Genomic DNA, 15058 nt, shown 5'->3' with positions numbered 1-15058 from the left:
GCGGCCCACGGGGCCGTTTTTAACGGATTCAAAACCAGCTCAGGATCGCGGCCAGTCAGGCTGCGGACCCTGAAACGAGTGGAAATGTCACGACGAACCGGCTGCCTTGGGCCAGGCCCTTGCTCTCAGCCACCACGGTGCCGCCGTGCGCCTCGACCAGTTCGCGCACTACCGCCAGGCCGATGCCCAGGCCCGACTGGTTGAGCGCCACGGCGTGCTCGTCCTGGACGAACAGCTCGAAGACCCGGGGCAACGCCTCCGCGCTGATGCCGATGCCGTTGTCGGTGATGGAGACCGTCACGCCATCGCCCACGACCTTGACGTCGAGCACGATCTTGCCGTCTTCCGGCGTGTACTTGGCCGCGTTCTCCAGCAGGTTGGTGAACACCTGCACCAGGCGCACTCTGTCGCCGTTGATGATCAGGGGACCGAGCGACCCGACCCGGCGGAAATGGTGACGCCGCGCGTCCATGGCCGGCTGGCAGGTTTCGATCGACAGTTCGAGCACGCCGGACAGGTCGATCGCGGCGCGCTCCAGCCGGAACTTGCCCGTGCTGATGCGCGAGCCGTCCAGCAGGTCGCCGATCAGCCGCGCCATGTGGCTGACCTGGCCATTGATGGTGGCTTGCAGGCGCGTCAGCACCTGCTGGTCAGCGTTGCTACTTGTCAGCATCTGCGCCGCCAGCCGCAGCGGCAGCAGCGGATTGCGCAGCTCGTGCGCCGCCATCGCCAGGAACTTGATCTGCTTGGAATGCGCCTGCTTGGCGTCGGCCTCCAATTCCTGCCAGCTGAGCGCCGCGATCACCAGCTGCTCGTTGGCGTCGCGCAGATCGTCCACCCGCACCTGGTAGACGGCTTGACCGAGTTCACCGGACGCGGATGCGGATGCGGATGCGGATGCGGCGCGAACCGTAGCGGCGAGTGCGGGCGGCTGGCCTCGCGTCAATTCGGTCACGCGCCGCCGGGCCGAATCCGCGATGCTCTGCGCGCGCAGCGCCGCCAGCACCAGCTGTTCATTGGCTTCCAGCAGCTGGGCCGCCGGGATACCCGAGCCTTCGTGCTGGATTCGCGCAACGTCCACGCGCAACGCAGCCAGTTCCGCCCGAACGGTGTCGGCCTGCTGGTTCAGCAGCGCCAGTGTCCGGGTCGCGGCGGCGATCCGGGTGTCATCGTTCGGGGAAGCTACCACGTCGCACCTTGTCAGCGGTCGTCGTCGCCGCTGCCGGCCGCGCGCGGCGCCTGCCGGCGGGTCGGGCGGCCGCCCAGCAGGCCTTCGTAGCCTTCCAGCCGCTTGCCGATCTGGATGCCGTTGTCGTCGATCGAAAACAGCCGCAGCTCGTTGGAATGCGCGCTCGCGCGCAGCTTGGCCACGGCCATCACGCGCAGCAAGCGGCTGTCGACCTCGATGTAGCGCTGCACGACGATCGCATCGGTGAGGAAGGCCGTGCCGTACGGCGAGAAGCGCAGGTCGTCGTAGCGGTCTTCCAGCTCGGACGTCATGAGCACAGTGGCGCCGACGCCGGCCAGCGCCAGCACCAGGCGCGACAGCGATTCGCGGAAGTCCTCGCGGAATGTGGGCGCCAGCGCCAGCTCGAAGCCGGACAGCGAGTCGATCACCACCCGTGTCGCCTTGAGGCGGTGGATCTCGGCGATCAGCAGCGTGGCGATCTCATCGACCGACAAGCCCGGCGCGCGGGCGTCGATCACGCCGACCATGCCGGCGGCGATGAGGTCGGCCAACGCCTTGCCTCGCGACTTGTTGGGCCGCTGCTCGAACGCGGCGATCACGCCGGCTTGCCCGTGGCGCGCCCCTTCGACCAGGAAGGCCGAAGCCAGCAGGCTCTTGCCCGCGCCCGTGGGGCCGGCGACCAGCATCGAGTAGCCGCGGGGCAGGCCGCCGCCCATCATCTCGTCCAGGCCGGCAACCCCCATGCGCAGCCGCTCGCCCAGCGCAGGCGACTGCGCGTCCTCGCGCGCATCCGCTTTCGGCGGCGCGAACACATGCAGGCCCGTGGGGCCGATGCGGAAGGTGTGCAACCCGGGCAGCGTGGGCTGGCCGCGCATCTTCATGATCTCCATCTTGCGCACGACCGAGTTGCGCTGCACGCTCTGGTGCAGCCAGACTAGGCCATCGGCCACTGTGAACACGGGGCTGGGGTCGTTGTCGGTGAAGTATTCGCCGATCAGGAACGTGGTGGCCTGCCAGCTGGTCATCAGCATGCCCAGCTGCTGCACGAACTGCTGCAGCGTGATGAACGCCTTGCCGCCCTCCTGGGTCAGTACCACGGAACGGAACGAGTCGACGAACACCAGCGAAGGGTTGTGCGCTTCCACCTCCGCCATGATGCGGGCCAGGACACTCTGCAGGTCGCCCGACGCGGTTTCTTCCGACAGGTTGATGAAGTGGACGCACTCGTTGACCTTGCCAGCGTCGAAGAAGTCGAACTGCTGCTGGTAGCGCAGCATCTTCAGCGGCGGCTCGCCCAGCACCGTGAAGTAGATGGCGGGACGCTGCCTGGTCGCGAGCGCGAACATCATCTGGTGCGCCAGCGTGGTCTTGCCGCAGCCGGGGGCGCCCGCAATGACATTGAAGGAGAACTCGGGCAGGCCGCCGCCGAGCACCTCGTCCAGGCCCGGCACACCGGTCTGGAGACGATTGATGATTGCTTTGTCAGTGGTGGTCATTGGGGGGCGTCCTGCTTGCCGGCGGCGCTTGAAGGGGGTTCCCAGGCGGACTGGAGCAGCCGCTGCGTGAGGGAGCGGCCGATCAGGTCGGCCAGGAGGTCATTGAAGATGCGCAGCATCGCGTCGTGCGCGGCGGCGGCATCCGCCGGGGTCTGCTGCGACAGCACGGTGTGCAGGCCGCTGTAATCGCCGGGCTGGCTGGCGGCGTCGTAGGCGCTCCCCAGCAAGGGATGGATCGCGCGCGTCAGGTGCAAGCAGCGCTTGTAGAGCGCGGTACTGCCGCGGGGGCCGATCACGGGAGCCAGTGCGGCGTCGATCGCCGCCCAGATGGCAATCGACGCCTCGGCGATGCGGGGCGCGCTCGCGCCTTCTTCAGCCATCGTTGCCAGCGTCTTCACCGAACTGCTCCCTTCCATGACGGGCTCACAAGGGTGAGTCGAAAGCCGAAGAGCCCATTGTGGACCGCATTGGCGTCCACGGATGAGCACCGGCCGTAATAAATGCGGGAGGCTTCATGCCTGCTCGCCCAGGACGCGCAGGTCGTACTCGCGCAGCATCACCGGCTCGCGCGAGCCCTGGGCCACGCGCCGGCGCACGGCGGCCTCGATGTCCGTCAGGTTGTCGCGCCAGGTGTCCAGCGGATCGTCGGCCTGCGCGCCGGGCCGGTACCGGTGGTGCAAGGCCTCCCGCCCGACGCTGGCGCCGACGAGCTGGCCCTCCACCAGCACCCAGAACCGGACGGTCCCGGAAGCTTCGTGGAAGAACGGCGCGTCCGACATGTTGGGCTCAGCGTGTCGACGATGCGGCCGGCAGGATCACCAGCGTGTCGCCCGTGCGGCCGCGCTGGCCTGTGGCGCCGGTGTCACCCGTGCTGCCCGTCGAGCCGGTGCTGCCAGTCGCGCCGGTGTTGCCCATGGCCCCGGTCGAGCCGGTGGAGCCGGTAGATCCGGTGGAGCCCGTGTCTCCCACGGCACCTGCGGCACCCGTGGCGCCGGGAGCGCCGGCAGGGCCGGGCACCGGCACGTTCACGACCGTGGGCGGCACGACGACGTCGCGTTGGCAGGCGGTCAGCGACAAGGCGGCGGCAGCGATGGAAAAGGCGATTGCATATTTCATTTGAGAATCCAGTTGTTGACGAGAGGGACCGCTCCGCCGGACAGGCGTCTGACGTGGCGGATCGGCTTGGCTCAAGATACGCAGCTTGCGGCCGAGCCTCTGTTCGGTGGCGCGCTTACACCTTGCTGATTTTTTCGTAGGACCGCGCCTACGCCAGCACCGTTGCGCTATCGGTGCGTGATCTCCAACCCGATGCCGCGATAGCCAAGGAACTGGCAGGCCGGGCCGAACATGGGCTCGCCGCTGACCTGGAATTTCTGCTTCGATCCGTCGGGGTTGACGCGGCTGAAGACGAAATCGAGGAACGGCCGGCGTGCGGCGATCGCCGCCTGCAGCTCAAGACGCTCGGCCTCGTTCCAGCCGTCGACCGGCGCTGCCGGGCGCTCGACGGCCAGGCCGTCCACGCGGATGCCCAGCATCTCCAGCACCGGGCCGGAGACCCGCGTGAAATTGCCATTGGTGTCCTGCTCCCAGTACCAGTCGGATGCCAGTTCGGTCAGGCTGCGGTAGCGCGCTTCGCTTTCGCGCAGTTCGGCCGTGCGTTCCTCCACGGCGGCGGCGAGTTCCGCGGCGTGCCGCGCGAGGCGCTTGTACAGCAGCCGCACTTCCAGCATGTTGTGCACGCGCGTCTTCACTTCGACCAGCTCGAACGGCTTGCTGATGAAGTCCTTGGCACCGCACTGCAGCGCGCGCAGCTTGTGGCCCGGTTGCGCGGTGATGACCAGCACGGGCAGCCAGGCGTCGCGGTCGTTGGTCTTGAGGCTTTCGATCACCTGGAAGCCGTCCATGCCGGGCATCTGCAGGTCCAGCAGGATCAGGTCGTAGGCATTCTTGCGATGCAGCGCGAAAACTTCGCGCGGGTTGGTCGTCGACGACACATGCAGATAGCCGCCTTCCCGCAGCGTCTGCTCGAGCAAGCTGACGTTCGCGGCCTGGTCGTCGACGATCAGAATGCTGCCGGCCAGGATGTCGGCGTCGGTGATCTTCATCGCTGCTTGGCCGCGGCCTGCGCGGACACCAGGGCGGCGTCGAGAGCGTCGATGAAATCCGCGACCACGATGGGCTTGGTGATGTAGTTGAAGAAGCCCGCCTCCAGGCCCTTCTGGATGTCGCGCGGCACTGCATTGGCGCTGAGGGCGATGATCGGTATGTGAGCGGTGGACGCGTCTGCGTGCAGGATCTTCATCGCCTCGATGCCGCTGATGCCCGGCAGGTTGATGTCCATCAGGATCACCTCGGGCAGGCAGGCCCGCGCGTATTCGATGCCCATGCGGCCGTCGGCGGCGGAGAGCAGCCGCAAGTCGGGCCGGCGCGCCAGGATCTGCTCCACCAGCTCGAGGTTCGCCGGGTTGTCTTCGACATACAGGATGGTGCGCAGCGGCATGCCATCCGGCAAAGCCGGACGCACGGCGGCGGCCAGCTCGGCCTCGGCGAGCGCCAGGCGCGGCGCCTGCGTTAGTGGGAACTCGACCCAGAACATGCTGCCCTCGCCCACAGTGCTGCTCGCGCCGATGGTGCCGCCCATCAGCTCGACCAGCCGCTTGGTCACGACGAGGCCGATGCCGGTGCCTTCTTCGCTGCCGGATTCCTTGCCCAGGCGGTTGAAGGGCTGGAACAACTGGGCCAGCTGCTCCGAGGCCAGGCCGATGCCGGTGTCACGAACGCAGATGCGGATCGAACTCGGCGGCATCAGCTCGCATTCGACCGCGACTCTGCCCTGCGGGCGGTTGTACTTCACGGCGTTGAACAGCAGATTGATCAGGACCTGCTTGATGCGCGTGCGGTCGGCGTTGATGAAACGCGGAACGTCGAAGCGCGAGAAGGTCATGCCGATGCCGCGCTGGCGGGCCTGCGGCTCGATCATGGCGCGGCACTCGACCAGCACCTCGGCCAGCGACACCGGCTCGTTGGACAGCGTCAGCTTGCCCGACTCGATCAGCGCCAGGTCCAGTACTTCGTTGATCAGCTCCAGCAGGTACCACCCTGCCTTGAGGATCTGCTCGATGTTGCGCTTCTGGGTGGGTGTCGGCGCGGGTGCGCCGGACTCCATCAGCTGCGCGAAGCCGAGGATGGCGTTGAGCGGCGTGCGCAGCTCATGGCTCATGCTGGAGAGAAAGTCGGACTTGGCGTGGTTGGCCTTTTCCGCCGCGGCCATCGCCTCGTTCAGCTCCGACTCGACGCGCTTGCGCACCGAGTTGTCGGTGCCGATCAGCAGGTAGCCGATGATGGTGCCGTAGTCGTCGCGCAGCGCGGTGATGGAGACGATTGCCGGGAAGCGGCTGCCGTCCTTGCAGATGTACGTCAGCTCGTAGATGTCCTCGATTTCGCGCGAGGCCTTGAACGCCAGCGCCTCGAAGCCGGGCGCGATGGTCGTGCACAGCTCGATGGTCAGGGCTTCGGCCCGGTCCCGGACCTCCTGCGGGTCATGGATGTCGCTGGGGCTGATCTTGTTGACCACCTCCGCCGCGGAGTAGCCCAGCATGCGCTCGGCGCCCACGTTGAACAGCTGGATGATGCCCTTCTCATCGGTGGCGATGATGGAGAAATTGGCGCTGGTCAGGATCGCGTTCTGCAGCGCCCCGGCTTTCAGCAACGCGATCTGGCGGCTGATCTCGGTGCCGCCGGATCGCGCGGCGTCTTCGTCGGCGAGCACGACAATGTCACTTTTGGCTTGCATGGGCCAACGGTAGGCGGGTTGGGCAGGCCCGTCTGTGCGGCAGGGTACATAGCCGCGAAAGGATCAGGCCGTGCGCGGGATGTCCGAGAGCAGGCGGTCGAATTCGACTTTCACCACGCCGTAGCACTCGCAGACCGCCTGCTCGAGCCCAAGCCGGTCCAACACGTCGATATGGCCGCGGCTGTAGCGGATCAGGCCGGCGCGCTGCAGGTTGCCGGCCGCTTCCGTCACGCCTTCGCGCCGCACCCCGAGCATGTTGGCGATCAATTCCTGTGTCATCGTCAACGAATTGCAGGACAGGCGGTCCAGGCTGAGAAGCAGCGCGCGGCACAGCTGCTGCTCGACCGAATGGTGCCGGTTGCACACCGCCGTCTGCGTCATCTGCGTGATGAGGGCCTGGGTGTACCGCAGCAAGAGGCGCAAGACCGGCCCGGCGCGGTTGAATTCCTGCAGCAAGAGATGCGCCTTGAGGCGATAGGCATGGCCCGCGCTGCGCACCACGGCGCGGCTGGGCGTGGTGTCACCGCCCATGAAAAGCGAAATGCCCAGGATGCCTTCGTTGCCGACGACGGCGATCTCGGCCGAGGCGCCGTTCTCCAGCACGTACAGCAGCGACACGATGCAGGTCGTGGGAAAGTAGACGTGCTCCATCCGCCCGCCGGACTCGCTGAGGACTTCACCCAGCTTCATCGGGACCAGCTCCAGGTGCTCGGCCAGGCGCTCGTACTCGGCCAGCGGGAACGCCGCCAACAGATGGTTCTGGCGGGTGCTGTGTTCAATGGCCATTTGGGACGATTGTGCGCCTGGAGCCCCACCGGGCGGCTCGAAACATGGGTGCCGCGCGGCTCAGGCGGGCACCGCGTCGACGTTCGGCCGGGCCCAATGCCGGTGCTTCGCGATCGCGGCCATGAAGTCCTGCGCGAGCTGCGGGCGGCCCGGCGGATCGTTCTTGCCGATGATGACGCCGGGCACCGCAGGGCCGCCCTCGCCCGCGCCGACGCCCAGCGATCGCAGCAACTGCGCACCTTCGCCGATCACGCAAATGCTCTTGCAGTGCTTGTACGCCTCGAGCACGAAATGCACGGCCTCGCCATTGAGCACCAGGGCCTGGGCGCTCGCCGCGCCGCCGGGCACCAGCACGGCGTCGAACATCACCGAAGGCATGTTGGTGAACGTGTGGTCCACCGCCAGTTGCTGGCCCGATGACGTGGCAACAAAACCCAGGTGGGCGGCGACGACCTTGGTGGTGGCCCCGGCATCGGCCAGCGCCGACTGGAGAGCGCGCAACGCGCCCGTCTCCACGCCGTTCGACACCAGCACCGCCACCTTGCGGGTGGCGATCCCGTTGGTCAAGGGGCTGCTTTCCATGCTGAGTGCCGGTGAACTCTCCAGCGGCAGCTTCATCCGCACGTCGCGAAATCCTGCCCGGCCCGCCGCGGCCTTGGCGTCCGGAAGCGCGATCCCCAGCGGCTCGGCGACCTTGCGCGCCAGCTTGGCGTCGACGTGGGCCAGGTTGTCCACCACGCGCTGGCGGATCGCGGGCACCTCCACTTTCGACAGCTCGAACTGGAAGGCCGCGATGATGTGCTCCTTCTCGGCCGGGCTCTGGCTGTTCCAGAACAGCGTGGCCTGGCTGAAGTGATCGTCGAAGCTGGGGCTGCGGCGCCGCACCTTGGGCGACTCCATCTCTTCGGGAAAGCTCTGGAAGCCCTGCTGGCCGCCGTCGACGCGGAACTCCGCGCCGCTGGCCAGCGAGTTGGGCTCGTAATTCACTTGCCCCTTGTTCACCAGCACGCGGTGCATGCCGTCGCGCTGGAAATTGTGGAACGGGCACACGCCCTTGTTGATCGGCAGCTCGTGGAAGTTCGGGCCGCCCAGGCGCGACAGCTGCGTGTCGGTGTACGAGAACAACCGTCCCTGCAGCAGCGGGTCGTTGCTGAAATCGATGCCGGGCACCACGTGGCCCGGATGGAAGGCGACCTGCTCGGTCTCGGCGAAGAAGTTGTCGGGGTTGCGATTGAGCACCAGCCTGCCCACCACCGTTACCGGCACCAGTTCCTCGGGGATCAGCTTGGTGGGGTCGAGCAGGTCGAAGCCCAGGCTCTGCGCCTTCTGCTCCGACACCAGCTGCAGGCCCAGCTCCCACTCCGGGAAGTTGCCTTGCGCGATCGCTTCCCACAGGTCGCGCCGGTGGAAGTCCGCATCCTTGCCGGCGATCTTCTGCGCCTCGTCCCACACCAGCGCGTGCTTGCCGAGCTTGGGCTTCCAGTGGAACTTGACGAAGTGCGCCACGCCCTTGGCGTTGATGAAGCGGAAGGAGTGGACGCCAAAGCCCTCCATCATGCGGAAGCTGCGCGGGATGGCTCGGTCCGACATGACCCACATCAGCATGTGCGTGGTCTCCGGCATCAGCGAGGCGAAGTCCCAGAACGTGTCATGCGCGCTGGCGGCCTGCGGCATCTCGTTGTGCGGCTCTGGTTTCACGGCGTGGACCAGGTCCGGAAACTTCATCGCGTCCTGGATGAAGAAGACGGGGATGTTGTTGCCCACCAGGTCGTAGTTGCCTTCGCGGGTGTAGAACTTGACCGCGAAGCCGCGCGCGTCGCGCACCGTGTCGGAGGATCCGCGCGAACCGGCCACGGTGGAAAAGCGCACGAACACGGGCGTGCGCGAGCCGGCTTCCTGCAGGAAGTCGGCGCTCGTGTACTCGACCATCGACTTGGTCAGCTCGAAATACCCGTGCGCTCCGGCGCCGCGCGCATGGACCACGCGCTCGGGAATGCGCTCGTGGTCGAAGTGCGTGATCTTCTCGCGCAGGATGAAGTCTTCCAGCAGCGTCGGGCCGCGCACGCCGGCCTTGAGCGAGTTGTGGTTGTCGGGGATCACCACGCCCTGGTTGGTGGTGAGCAGGTTCTCGGGCCCCTGGCTGAATGTCTCCAGCTGCTTCGCCTTGGCGGCGGCGCCCTCGCCGGCCTTGGCCTTGCGCTGCGCCTCCTGTTTGGTCTGGGCCATGTAGCAGTTTCTCCTGTGGCGGTTTGTCGGCTGTAGTTGTCCGGGAAGCGCGAAAGGCGCCCGCCACGGGGCGCCCATCACGCAAGATCCTGTCTCTCAGCCCGCGTCCAGGTCGAATGCTTTGTCGAGGATGCTGGCCAGTGCGGCCAAGGCGTACACACCGGCTGCGCCGGCGAGGCACCACACGAGCCATTCAGGCATTCCGGCGAACAGGTCCATGTTCTTCTCCTGGCCAAGGCGAGCTGACAGACTGGCTCCCAGCTTAGGCAAGCTCATGCACAACGTTCGTAGTGGAGTGGCGGGCGCGGTTGTCGGCGAGGGCTGCATTCGGCGGTAGGACGCCTCCGACACCTGGCTGAGCCTCAGGGCCCGCAGGCCCTGCCGGCTCAGCCCTTGAGCGCGCCGCGCATCGCGTCGACGACGCTCTTGTAGTCGGGCTTGCCGAAGATCGCGCTGCCCGCCACGAAGGTATCGGCACCGGCAGCGGCGACACGTGCGATGTTGTCGGCCTTGATGCCCCCATCGACTTCGAGCCGAATGTCCTTGCCCGACGCATCGATGCGCTTGCGCGCTTGTTCGATCTTGCGCAGCGCCGAGTCGATGAAGCTCTGCCCGCCGAAGCCCGGGTTCACGCTCATGATCAGGATCAGGTCGAGGTCCTCGATGGTCCAGTCCAGCACGTCCAGCGACGCCGCCGGGTTGAACACCAGCCCCGCCTTGCAGCCGGCGGCCTTGATGGCCTGCACGCTGCGGTGCACGTGCGCCGACGCGTCGGGGTGGAAGCTGATGTAGTCGGCACCCGCTTGCGCGAACGCCTGCGCCAGCGCATCCACCGGCTGCACCATCAGGTGCACATCGACCGGTACCGCACGGCCGTCCGGCGTCACCGCCAGCGGCTTCAGCGCCGAGCAGATCATCGGCCCGAACGTGAGGTTGGGCACGTAGTGGTTGTCCATCACGTCGAAATGGATCCAGTCGGCGCCGGCAGCGATGACGTTCTTGACTTCGTCGCCCAGGCGGGTGAAATCGGCCGCCAGGATCGACGGGGCGATGCGGTAGGTGGTGCTCATCCCCCAATTCTCGCAAATCACCGGGAGCGTCGGCGAAGGAGGTACGATCACCGCCATGGGCAAGTACCAATTCCGCGTCGATGTCGAGCCGCAATACCTGCCTGAGCAATCGGCGCCGGCGCAGGATATCTACAGCTTCGCGTACACCATCACGATCACCAACACCGGCGAAGTGCCGGCGCAGTTGATCTCGCGCCACTGGATCATCGCCAACGCGCTGGGCGAACTGGAAGAGGTGAAGGGCCTCGGCGTGGTCGGCCACCAGCCGCTCCTCAAACCCGGCGAGGCATTCCAGTACACCAGCGGCTGCCGCCTGCGCACGCCTTCGGGCACCATGCATGGCAGCTATTTCTGCGTGGCCGAGGACGGCGAGCGTTTCGAGGTCGATATCCCCGCTTTCGCGCTCGACGACGGCTCCGTGCGCGTCCTTCACTGACCATTCGTTACCCTCGGGACCCAGTCCTACAGGGCTTATGGTTCAGTCGGGGGTACAGTCCGCGCCGGAGAACCGCACATGAACGAGATCATGGCCATATGGGCCGAATGGCTGAAGCCCTCGGCTGGCCTGCCCGCTGTCCAGTGGTCCATCCTGCTGGCTGTCGCCGCTGCCGCCGGCCACCTGCTGCAACGCCACACCGGCCTGCCGAAGGTCGTCGGTTATTCCATGACCGGCGCAATGGCGGGCCTGGCGGGCTTTTCGGCCGCGTGGCCGATGCAAGGCATCGCCCTGTTCCTTCTGGAACTGGGGGTGTCCGTCGTGCTGTTCGAAGCGGGCGGCCGCATCGCGCTGCGCTGGTTCCGCCACAACCCCATGGTGCTGCTGCAAAGCATGCTCGAGTCCACCCTCACGGCCGTCTGCGTTTACTACGCGCTGCGATGGATGGGCGTGCAGCCCATGGTCGCGGAAGCGGTGGGCCTGATCGCGATGGTGGCGTCGCCCGCGGTGCTCAGCCGGGTGATGATGGATGTCCGCGCGTCCGGCCCGGTCACCGAGCGGGCGATGGTGCTGTCCACGCTCAACACGCTCTATGCGTTGACGATCGTCAACGCCCGGGCGGGTGTCATGCACCGGCCCGACACCTCGCTGACTGAAACGCTGTTCCCGGTCGCGGTGGTGCTGGGCGTGTCGTTCATCGTCGGTGCGGCACTGGCCCTGGCGTTGCGCATGGCGCTGCGGGTGATGAGCCCGACCAGCGAGAACACGTCGATGATGCTGATCGCGCTGATCACCGCCGCCACGGCGCTCGCCGCCCACTTCGGCGGCTCGGCCCCACTCGCCGCGCTGCTGGGCGGCATGCTGCTCAAGCAGCTCAACCCGCGGCCGTGGGCCTGGCCGCGCCAGCTGGGCACCGCCGCGTCCATGCTGACCATGCTGACCTTCGTGCTGGTGGCGGTGGTGGCGGCAAAGGCCGACTGGAACCAGGAGGTCGCCGGCCTGGTGGTGGTGCTGGTGCTCGCGCGCGGCGCGGCCAAGGTGGTGGGCGTCGCTGCCGCCAACTGGGGCAGTGGCACGAGCTGGAAGCAGGCGTTCTGGACCGGCTGTGCAATGTCGCCCATGTCGTCAGTGGCCCTGTTGCTGGTGCAGCAGTTCATGCTGTCGTCGCTCACGCTCGGGCCGCGCATCGCCAACATCGCCCTGCCCGCGATCCTGCTGATGGAGGTGCTGGGCGCGATCATCGCAACGTTCGCCATCGACCGTGCGCGCGAGAGTTCCAGGCCGGCCCCAACCGAAGGCGTGCCCACCATCCAACCGGGAGAAGTGCGTGGATAGGCCCATTCCCGCGGCCACCGCGCCGCAAGAATCCGCGCCGGCGCTGGAAGCGTTCCAGCAATCGGCCGCGCTGTCGCTGGGCGTGGAACTGGAGCTGCAGCTGGTCAACACACACGACTACGACCTGGCCCCGTATTCCGACGAGATGCTGCGGCTGATGTCGAAGTACAAGCTGCCCGGCGCGGTGGTGCCGGAGATGACGTCCAGCATGATCGAGATTTCCACCGGCGTCTGCGACTCATCGTCGCAGGTGCTGGCAGAGCTTTCCGAGATCCGCGATGCGCTGGTGAAATGCGCCGACAAGCTCAACATCGCCATCGTGGGCGGCGGCACGCACCCGTTCCAGCAGTGGCATGAGCGGCGCATCTACGACAAGCCGCGATTCCGGGAATTGAGCGAGCTGTATGGTTACCTCAGCAAGCAGTTCACCATCTTCGGGCAGCACGTGCACGTCGGCTGCCCCGATGCCGACAGCGCGCTCCTGATGCTGCACCGCATGTCGCGCTACATCCCGCACTTCATCGCGCTGTCGGCGTCGTCGCCCTATGTGCAGGGGCAGGACACGCAGTTCGACTCGGCGCGCCTGAATTCGGTGTTCGCGTTTCCGATGTCGGGCCGCGCGCCCTTCACGCTGAGCTGGGATGAGTTCGGCAAGTTCTTCGCCAAGACCACGCGCACCGGCGTGGTGAAGAGCATGAAGGATTTTTACTGGGACATCCGGCCCAAGCCCGAATACGGCACCATCGAGATCCGCGTGTTCGACACGCCGCTCACGGTGACGCGCGCCGCGGCGCTGGCCGGCTTCGTGCAATCGCTCGCGTCGTGGTTCCTGCACGAGCAGCCGTTCATGCCGCAGGAAGACGACTACATGGTCTACACCTACAACCGCTTCCAGGCCTGCCGCTTCGGCCTCGAAGCCGTGTATGTCGATCCGGTCACCGGCCAGCACATGCCGCTGCGCGACCACATCCTGCTGACGCTGCGCCGCATCGGCGACCATGCGCGCAAGGTCGGCGCGGCATACGGCGTGCAATTGCTCGCCGAGGACGCCGAGCTGGGCACCAACGACGCGCGCCGACTGCGCGACACGCAGGCGCGCGAGCGGCTGCTGGCTGAAGTTGTGAGGCAGGGGGCGCTTAGGTTCCGCGGCAACGCCTGACGTATTCGCGGCGACAATTCATCCCATGGGTGAATTCGAGCTAATCGACCGCTTCTTCAAACGTCCCGTCACGCGCAGCCCGCTGGGCATCGGCGACGACTGCGCGCTGCTGGCGCCCGCTGCGGGCATGGAGCTGGCCGTGTCGTCGGACATGCTGGTGGAGGGCCGGCACTTCCTGTCCACGGTCGACCCGTTCAAGCTGGGCCACAAGGCGCTGGCCGTCAACCTCAGCGACCTCGCCGCCTGCGGCGCACGCCCGCTGGCCTTTACGCTGGCACTTGCCATGCCGCGGGCCGAAGAAGCCTGGCTAGAGCCTTTTTCCCGCGGCCTGCTGGCGCTTGCCGATGAACATGCGTGCGAGCTGGTGGGTGGCGACACCACGCGCGGGCCGCTCAACATCTGTATCACCGTGTTCGGCGAAGTGCCGCAGGGGCAGGCACTGCTGCGCTCCGGCGCGCGCGATGGCGACGACATCTATGCCAGCGGAACGCTGGGTGAAGCGCGGCTGGCGCTGGAAGCGTTTCGCGGGACCGTCTCGTTACCAGCGGATGTGTTCGAGGCTGCCCGCGCCCGCATGGAGCAGCCGACGCCGCGCGTGGCGTTGGGCCAGGCACTGCGGGGCATCGCGACCGCCGCGGTCGACGTCAGCGACGGCCTGCTGGGAGACCTGGGCCACATCCTGCGCCGCAGCGGTGTTGGCGCGCGCATCGACACCGCTGCGGCCGGCCGCCTGATGATGCCCTCATGCGCTGCCGCCGTGGACGAGGACCGTGCGTTGGAATACGCGCTGGCGGGCGGTGACGACTACGAGCTGGTGTTTACCGCGCCCGCCGCGAGCCGCGATGCGGTGGAGGCTGCCGCGCAGGGGGCCGGAACGCGCGTCACGCGCATCGGCGGCATAGAAGCCGGTTCCGGGCTGCGCCTGGTCGATGCCCGCGGTGAGCCGCTGCAGCGCCGCTTCGGCTCGTTCGACCATTTCGCCTGAGCCGGTGCTTCGCCGCTTCCTGTTGTTCGCCTTGCTGCCGGCGTTTGCCCTGGGCGCCGCATCCGCCCATGCGCGCACGCTGGCGGGCGTGGTGACGCACGTGACAGATGGCGACACGATCTGGGTTCGCTCCCCTGGCGCGGCTGACGGCGTGCAAGTTCGTTTGCAGGGCATCGACGCACCGGAAATCTGCCAGCCCTTCGGTGCGCAATCGCGGGCCGCACTGGCGGAGCACGTGCTGCATCGTCCGGTTCGAGTCACTGTTCGCGCTACCGACGTGTACGGTCGCACTGTGGGACGCGTGGATCTGCAGGGCGAGGATCTGGGGGCATGGCTGGTGGGCCGCGGCCATGCCTGGTCGGCGCACTATCAGCGGCGGGCCGGGCCGTATGCGCAGGAGGAAGCGGGGGCCCGCGATGCGCGGCGCGGGTTGTGGGCGAACGGATCGCCGATGGAGCCACGCGTTTTTCGCAAGCGCCACGGCTCCTGCCATTGAATCGACATGGCGGGGCGGGATCGGGGCGGCGGGGCACTCTGCGCTGCGAATGTCCCCCGTCGCGGCAAGCCGCTCCCTCCTCCTTTA

Annotated in this window: 16 protein-coding genes; 5 read left to right on the top strand and 11 right to left on the bottom strand. The window is 67.2% G+C overall.

Annotated elements, in window-relative coordinates; translation table 11 throughout:
- Positions 1–55: 55 nt before the first annotated feature.
- From EEB15_RS00075 to rpe, 11 genes are all read right to left on the bottom strand, one after another.
- The gene (locus EEB15_RS00075; RefSeq protein WP_141507497.1) at positions 56–1189 is read right to left on the bottom strand and encodes a sensor histidine kinase KdpD; all 1134 of its coding nucleotides are present in this window, start codon (positions 1187–1189) and stop codon (positions 56–58) included.
- An 11-nt stretch (positions 1190–1200) separates the two neighbouring features.
- Positions 1201–2685 carry an ATPase domain-containing protein gene (locus EEB15_RS00070; protein ID WP_141507496.1) on the bottom strand — a complete coding sequence of 495 codons (1485 nt, stop codon included), beginning with the start codon at positions 2683–2685 and terminating at the stop codon, positions 1201–1203.
- Positions 2682–3101 carry a hypothetical protein gene (locus EEB15_RS00065; protein ID WP_141507495.1) on the bottom strand — a complete coding sequence of 140 codons (420 nt, stop codon included), beginning with the start codon at positions 3099–3101 and terminating at the stop codon, positions 2682–2684. The genes EEB15_RS00070 and EEB15_RS00065 overlap by 4 nt, the downstream gene beginning before the upstream one ends.
- A 96-nt stretch (positions 3102–3197) precedes the next feature.
- A complete protein-coding gene (locus tag EEB15_RS00060; protein ID WP_141507494.1) occupies positions 3198–3464 on the bottom strand; it encodes a DUF1488 family protein in 267 nt (88 codons plus the stop codon).
- 7 nt (positions 3465–3471) lie between these two features.
- Entirely contained in the window at positions 3472–3801 is a 330-nt protein-coding gene (locus tag EEB15_RS00055) for a collagen-like protein (protein ID WP_141507493.1), read from the bottom strand.
- A 167-nt stretch (positions 3802–3968) separates the two neighbouring features.
- Positions 3969–4790: a response regulator gene (locus tag EEB15_RS00050; RefSeq protein ID WP_141507492.1), complete on the bottom strand. Its 822-nt coding sequence runs from the start codon at positions 4788–4790 to the stop codon at positions 3969–3971.
- On the bottom strand, positions 4787–6478 hold the full coding sequence (locus EEB15_RS00045; protein ID WP_141507491.1) for an ATP-binding protein: 1692 nt from the start codon (positions 6476–6478) through the stop codon (positions 4787–4789). The genes EEB15_RS00050 and EEB15_RS00045 overlap by 4 nt, the downstream gene beginning before the upstream one ends.
- A 63-nt stretch (positions 6479–6541) precedes the next feature.
- Positions 6542–7264: a Crp/Fnr family transcriptional regulator gene (locus EEB15_RS00040; protein WP_141507490.1), complete on the bottom strand. Its 723-nt coding sequence runs from the start codon at positions 7262–7264 to the stop codon at positions 6542–6544.
- A 60-nt stretch (positions 7265–7324) separates the two neighbouring features.
- The gene (locus EEB15_RS00035) at positions 7325–9490 is read right to left on the bottom strand and encodes a catalase (RefSeq protein WP_141507489.1); all 2166 of its coding nucleotides are present in this window, start codon (positions 9488–9490) and stop codon (positions 7325–7327) included.
- 96 nt (positions 9491–9586) lie between these two features.
- Positions 9587–9709 carry a hypothetical protein gene (locus tag EEB15_RS34430; protein ID WP_255466263.1) on the bottom strand — a complete coding sequence of 41 codons (123 nt, stop codon included), beginning with the start codon at positions 9707–9709 and terminating at the stop codon, positions 9587–9589.
- Positions 9710–9876: 167 nt separating this feature from the next.
- On the bottom strand, positions 9877–10560 hold the full coding sequence (gene rpe, locus EEB15_RS00030; RefSeq protein ID WP_141507488.1) for a ribulose-phosphate 3-epimerase: 684 nt from the start codon (positions 10558–10560) through the stop codon (positions 9877–9879).
- A gap of 55 nt (positions 10561–10615) precedes the next feature.
- On the opposite strand from rpe, the gene apaG reads away from it, so the two are divergent.
- The 5 genes from apaG to EEB15_RS00005 all read left to right on the top strand — a co-directional run bounded on the left by apaG (position 10616) and on the right by EEB15_RS00005 (position 14971).
- Positions 10616–10996: a Co2+/Mg2+ efflux protein ApaG gene (gene apaG, locus EEB15_RS00025; protein ID WP_141507487.1), complete on the top strand. Its 381-nt coding sequence runs from the start codon at positions 10616–10618 to the stop codon at positions 10994–10996.
- Between the two features lie 78 nt (positions 10997–11074).
- The gene (locus EEB15_RS00020) at positions 11075–12331 is read left to right on the top strand and encodes a cation:proton antiporter (RefSeq protein ID WP_141507486.1); all 1257 of its coding nucleotides are present in this window, start codon (positions 11075–11077) and stop codon (positions 12329–12331) included.
- Complete coding sequence (locus EEB15_RS00015; RefSeq protein ID WP_233259285.1) at positions 12324–13490, top strand: YbdK family carboxylate-amine ligase; 1167 nt, start codon at positions 12324–12326, stop codon at positions 13488–13490. The genes EEB15_RS00020 and EEB15_RS00015 overlap by 8 nt, the downstream gene beginning before the upstream one ends.
- A gap of 25 nt (positions 13491–13515) precedes the next feature.
- Positions 13516–14475: a thiamine-phosphate kinase gene (gene thiL, locus EEB15_RS00010; RefSeq protein ID WP_141507485.1), complete on the top strand. Its 960-nt coding sequence runs from the start codon at positions 13516–13518 to the stop codon at positions 14473–14475.
- 4 nt (positions 14476–14479) lie between these two features.
- Positions 14480–14971 (top strand): thermonuclease family protein, encoded by a 492-nt coding sequence (locus EEB15_RS00005; protein WP_158289945.1) that lies wholly within the window; start codon positions 14480–14482, stop codon positions 14969–14971.
- The last annotated feature ends 87 nt before the right edge of the window (positions 14972–15058 follow it).

Origin of the sequence: Ramlibacter sp. WS9, assembly GCF_003797765.1 — a bacterium.
Classification (GTDB): Bacteria; Pseudomonadota; Gammaproteobacteria; order Burkholderiales; family Burkholderiaceae_C; genus Ramlibacter.
Note: the sequence above shows the minus strand (reverse complement) of the source record. Positions and strands in the feature narration are given on the sequence as shown.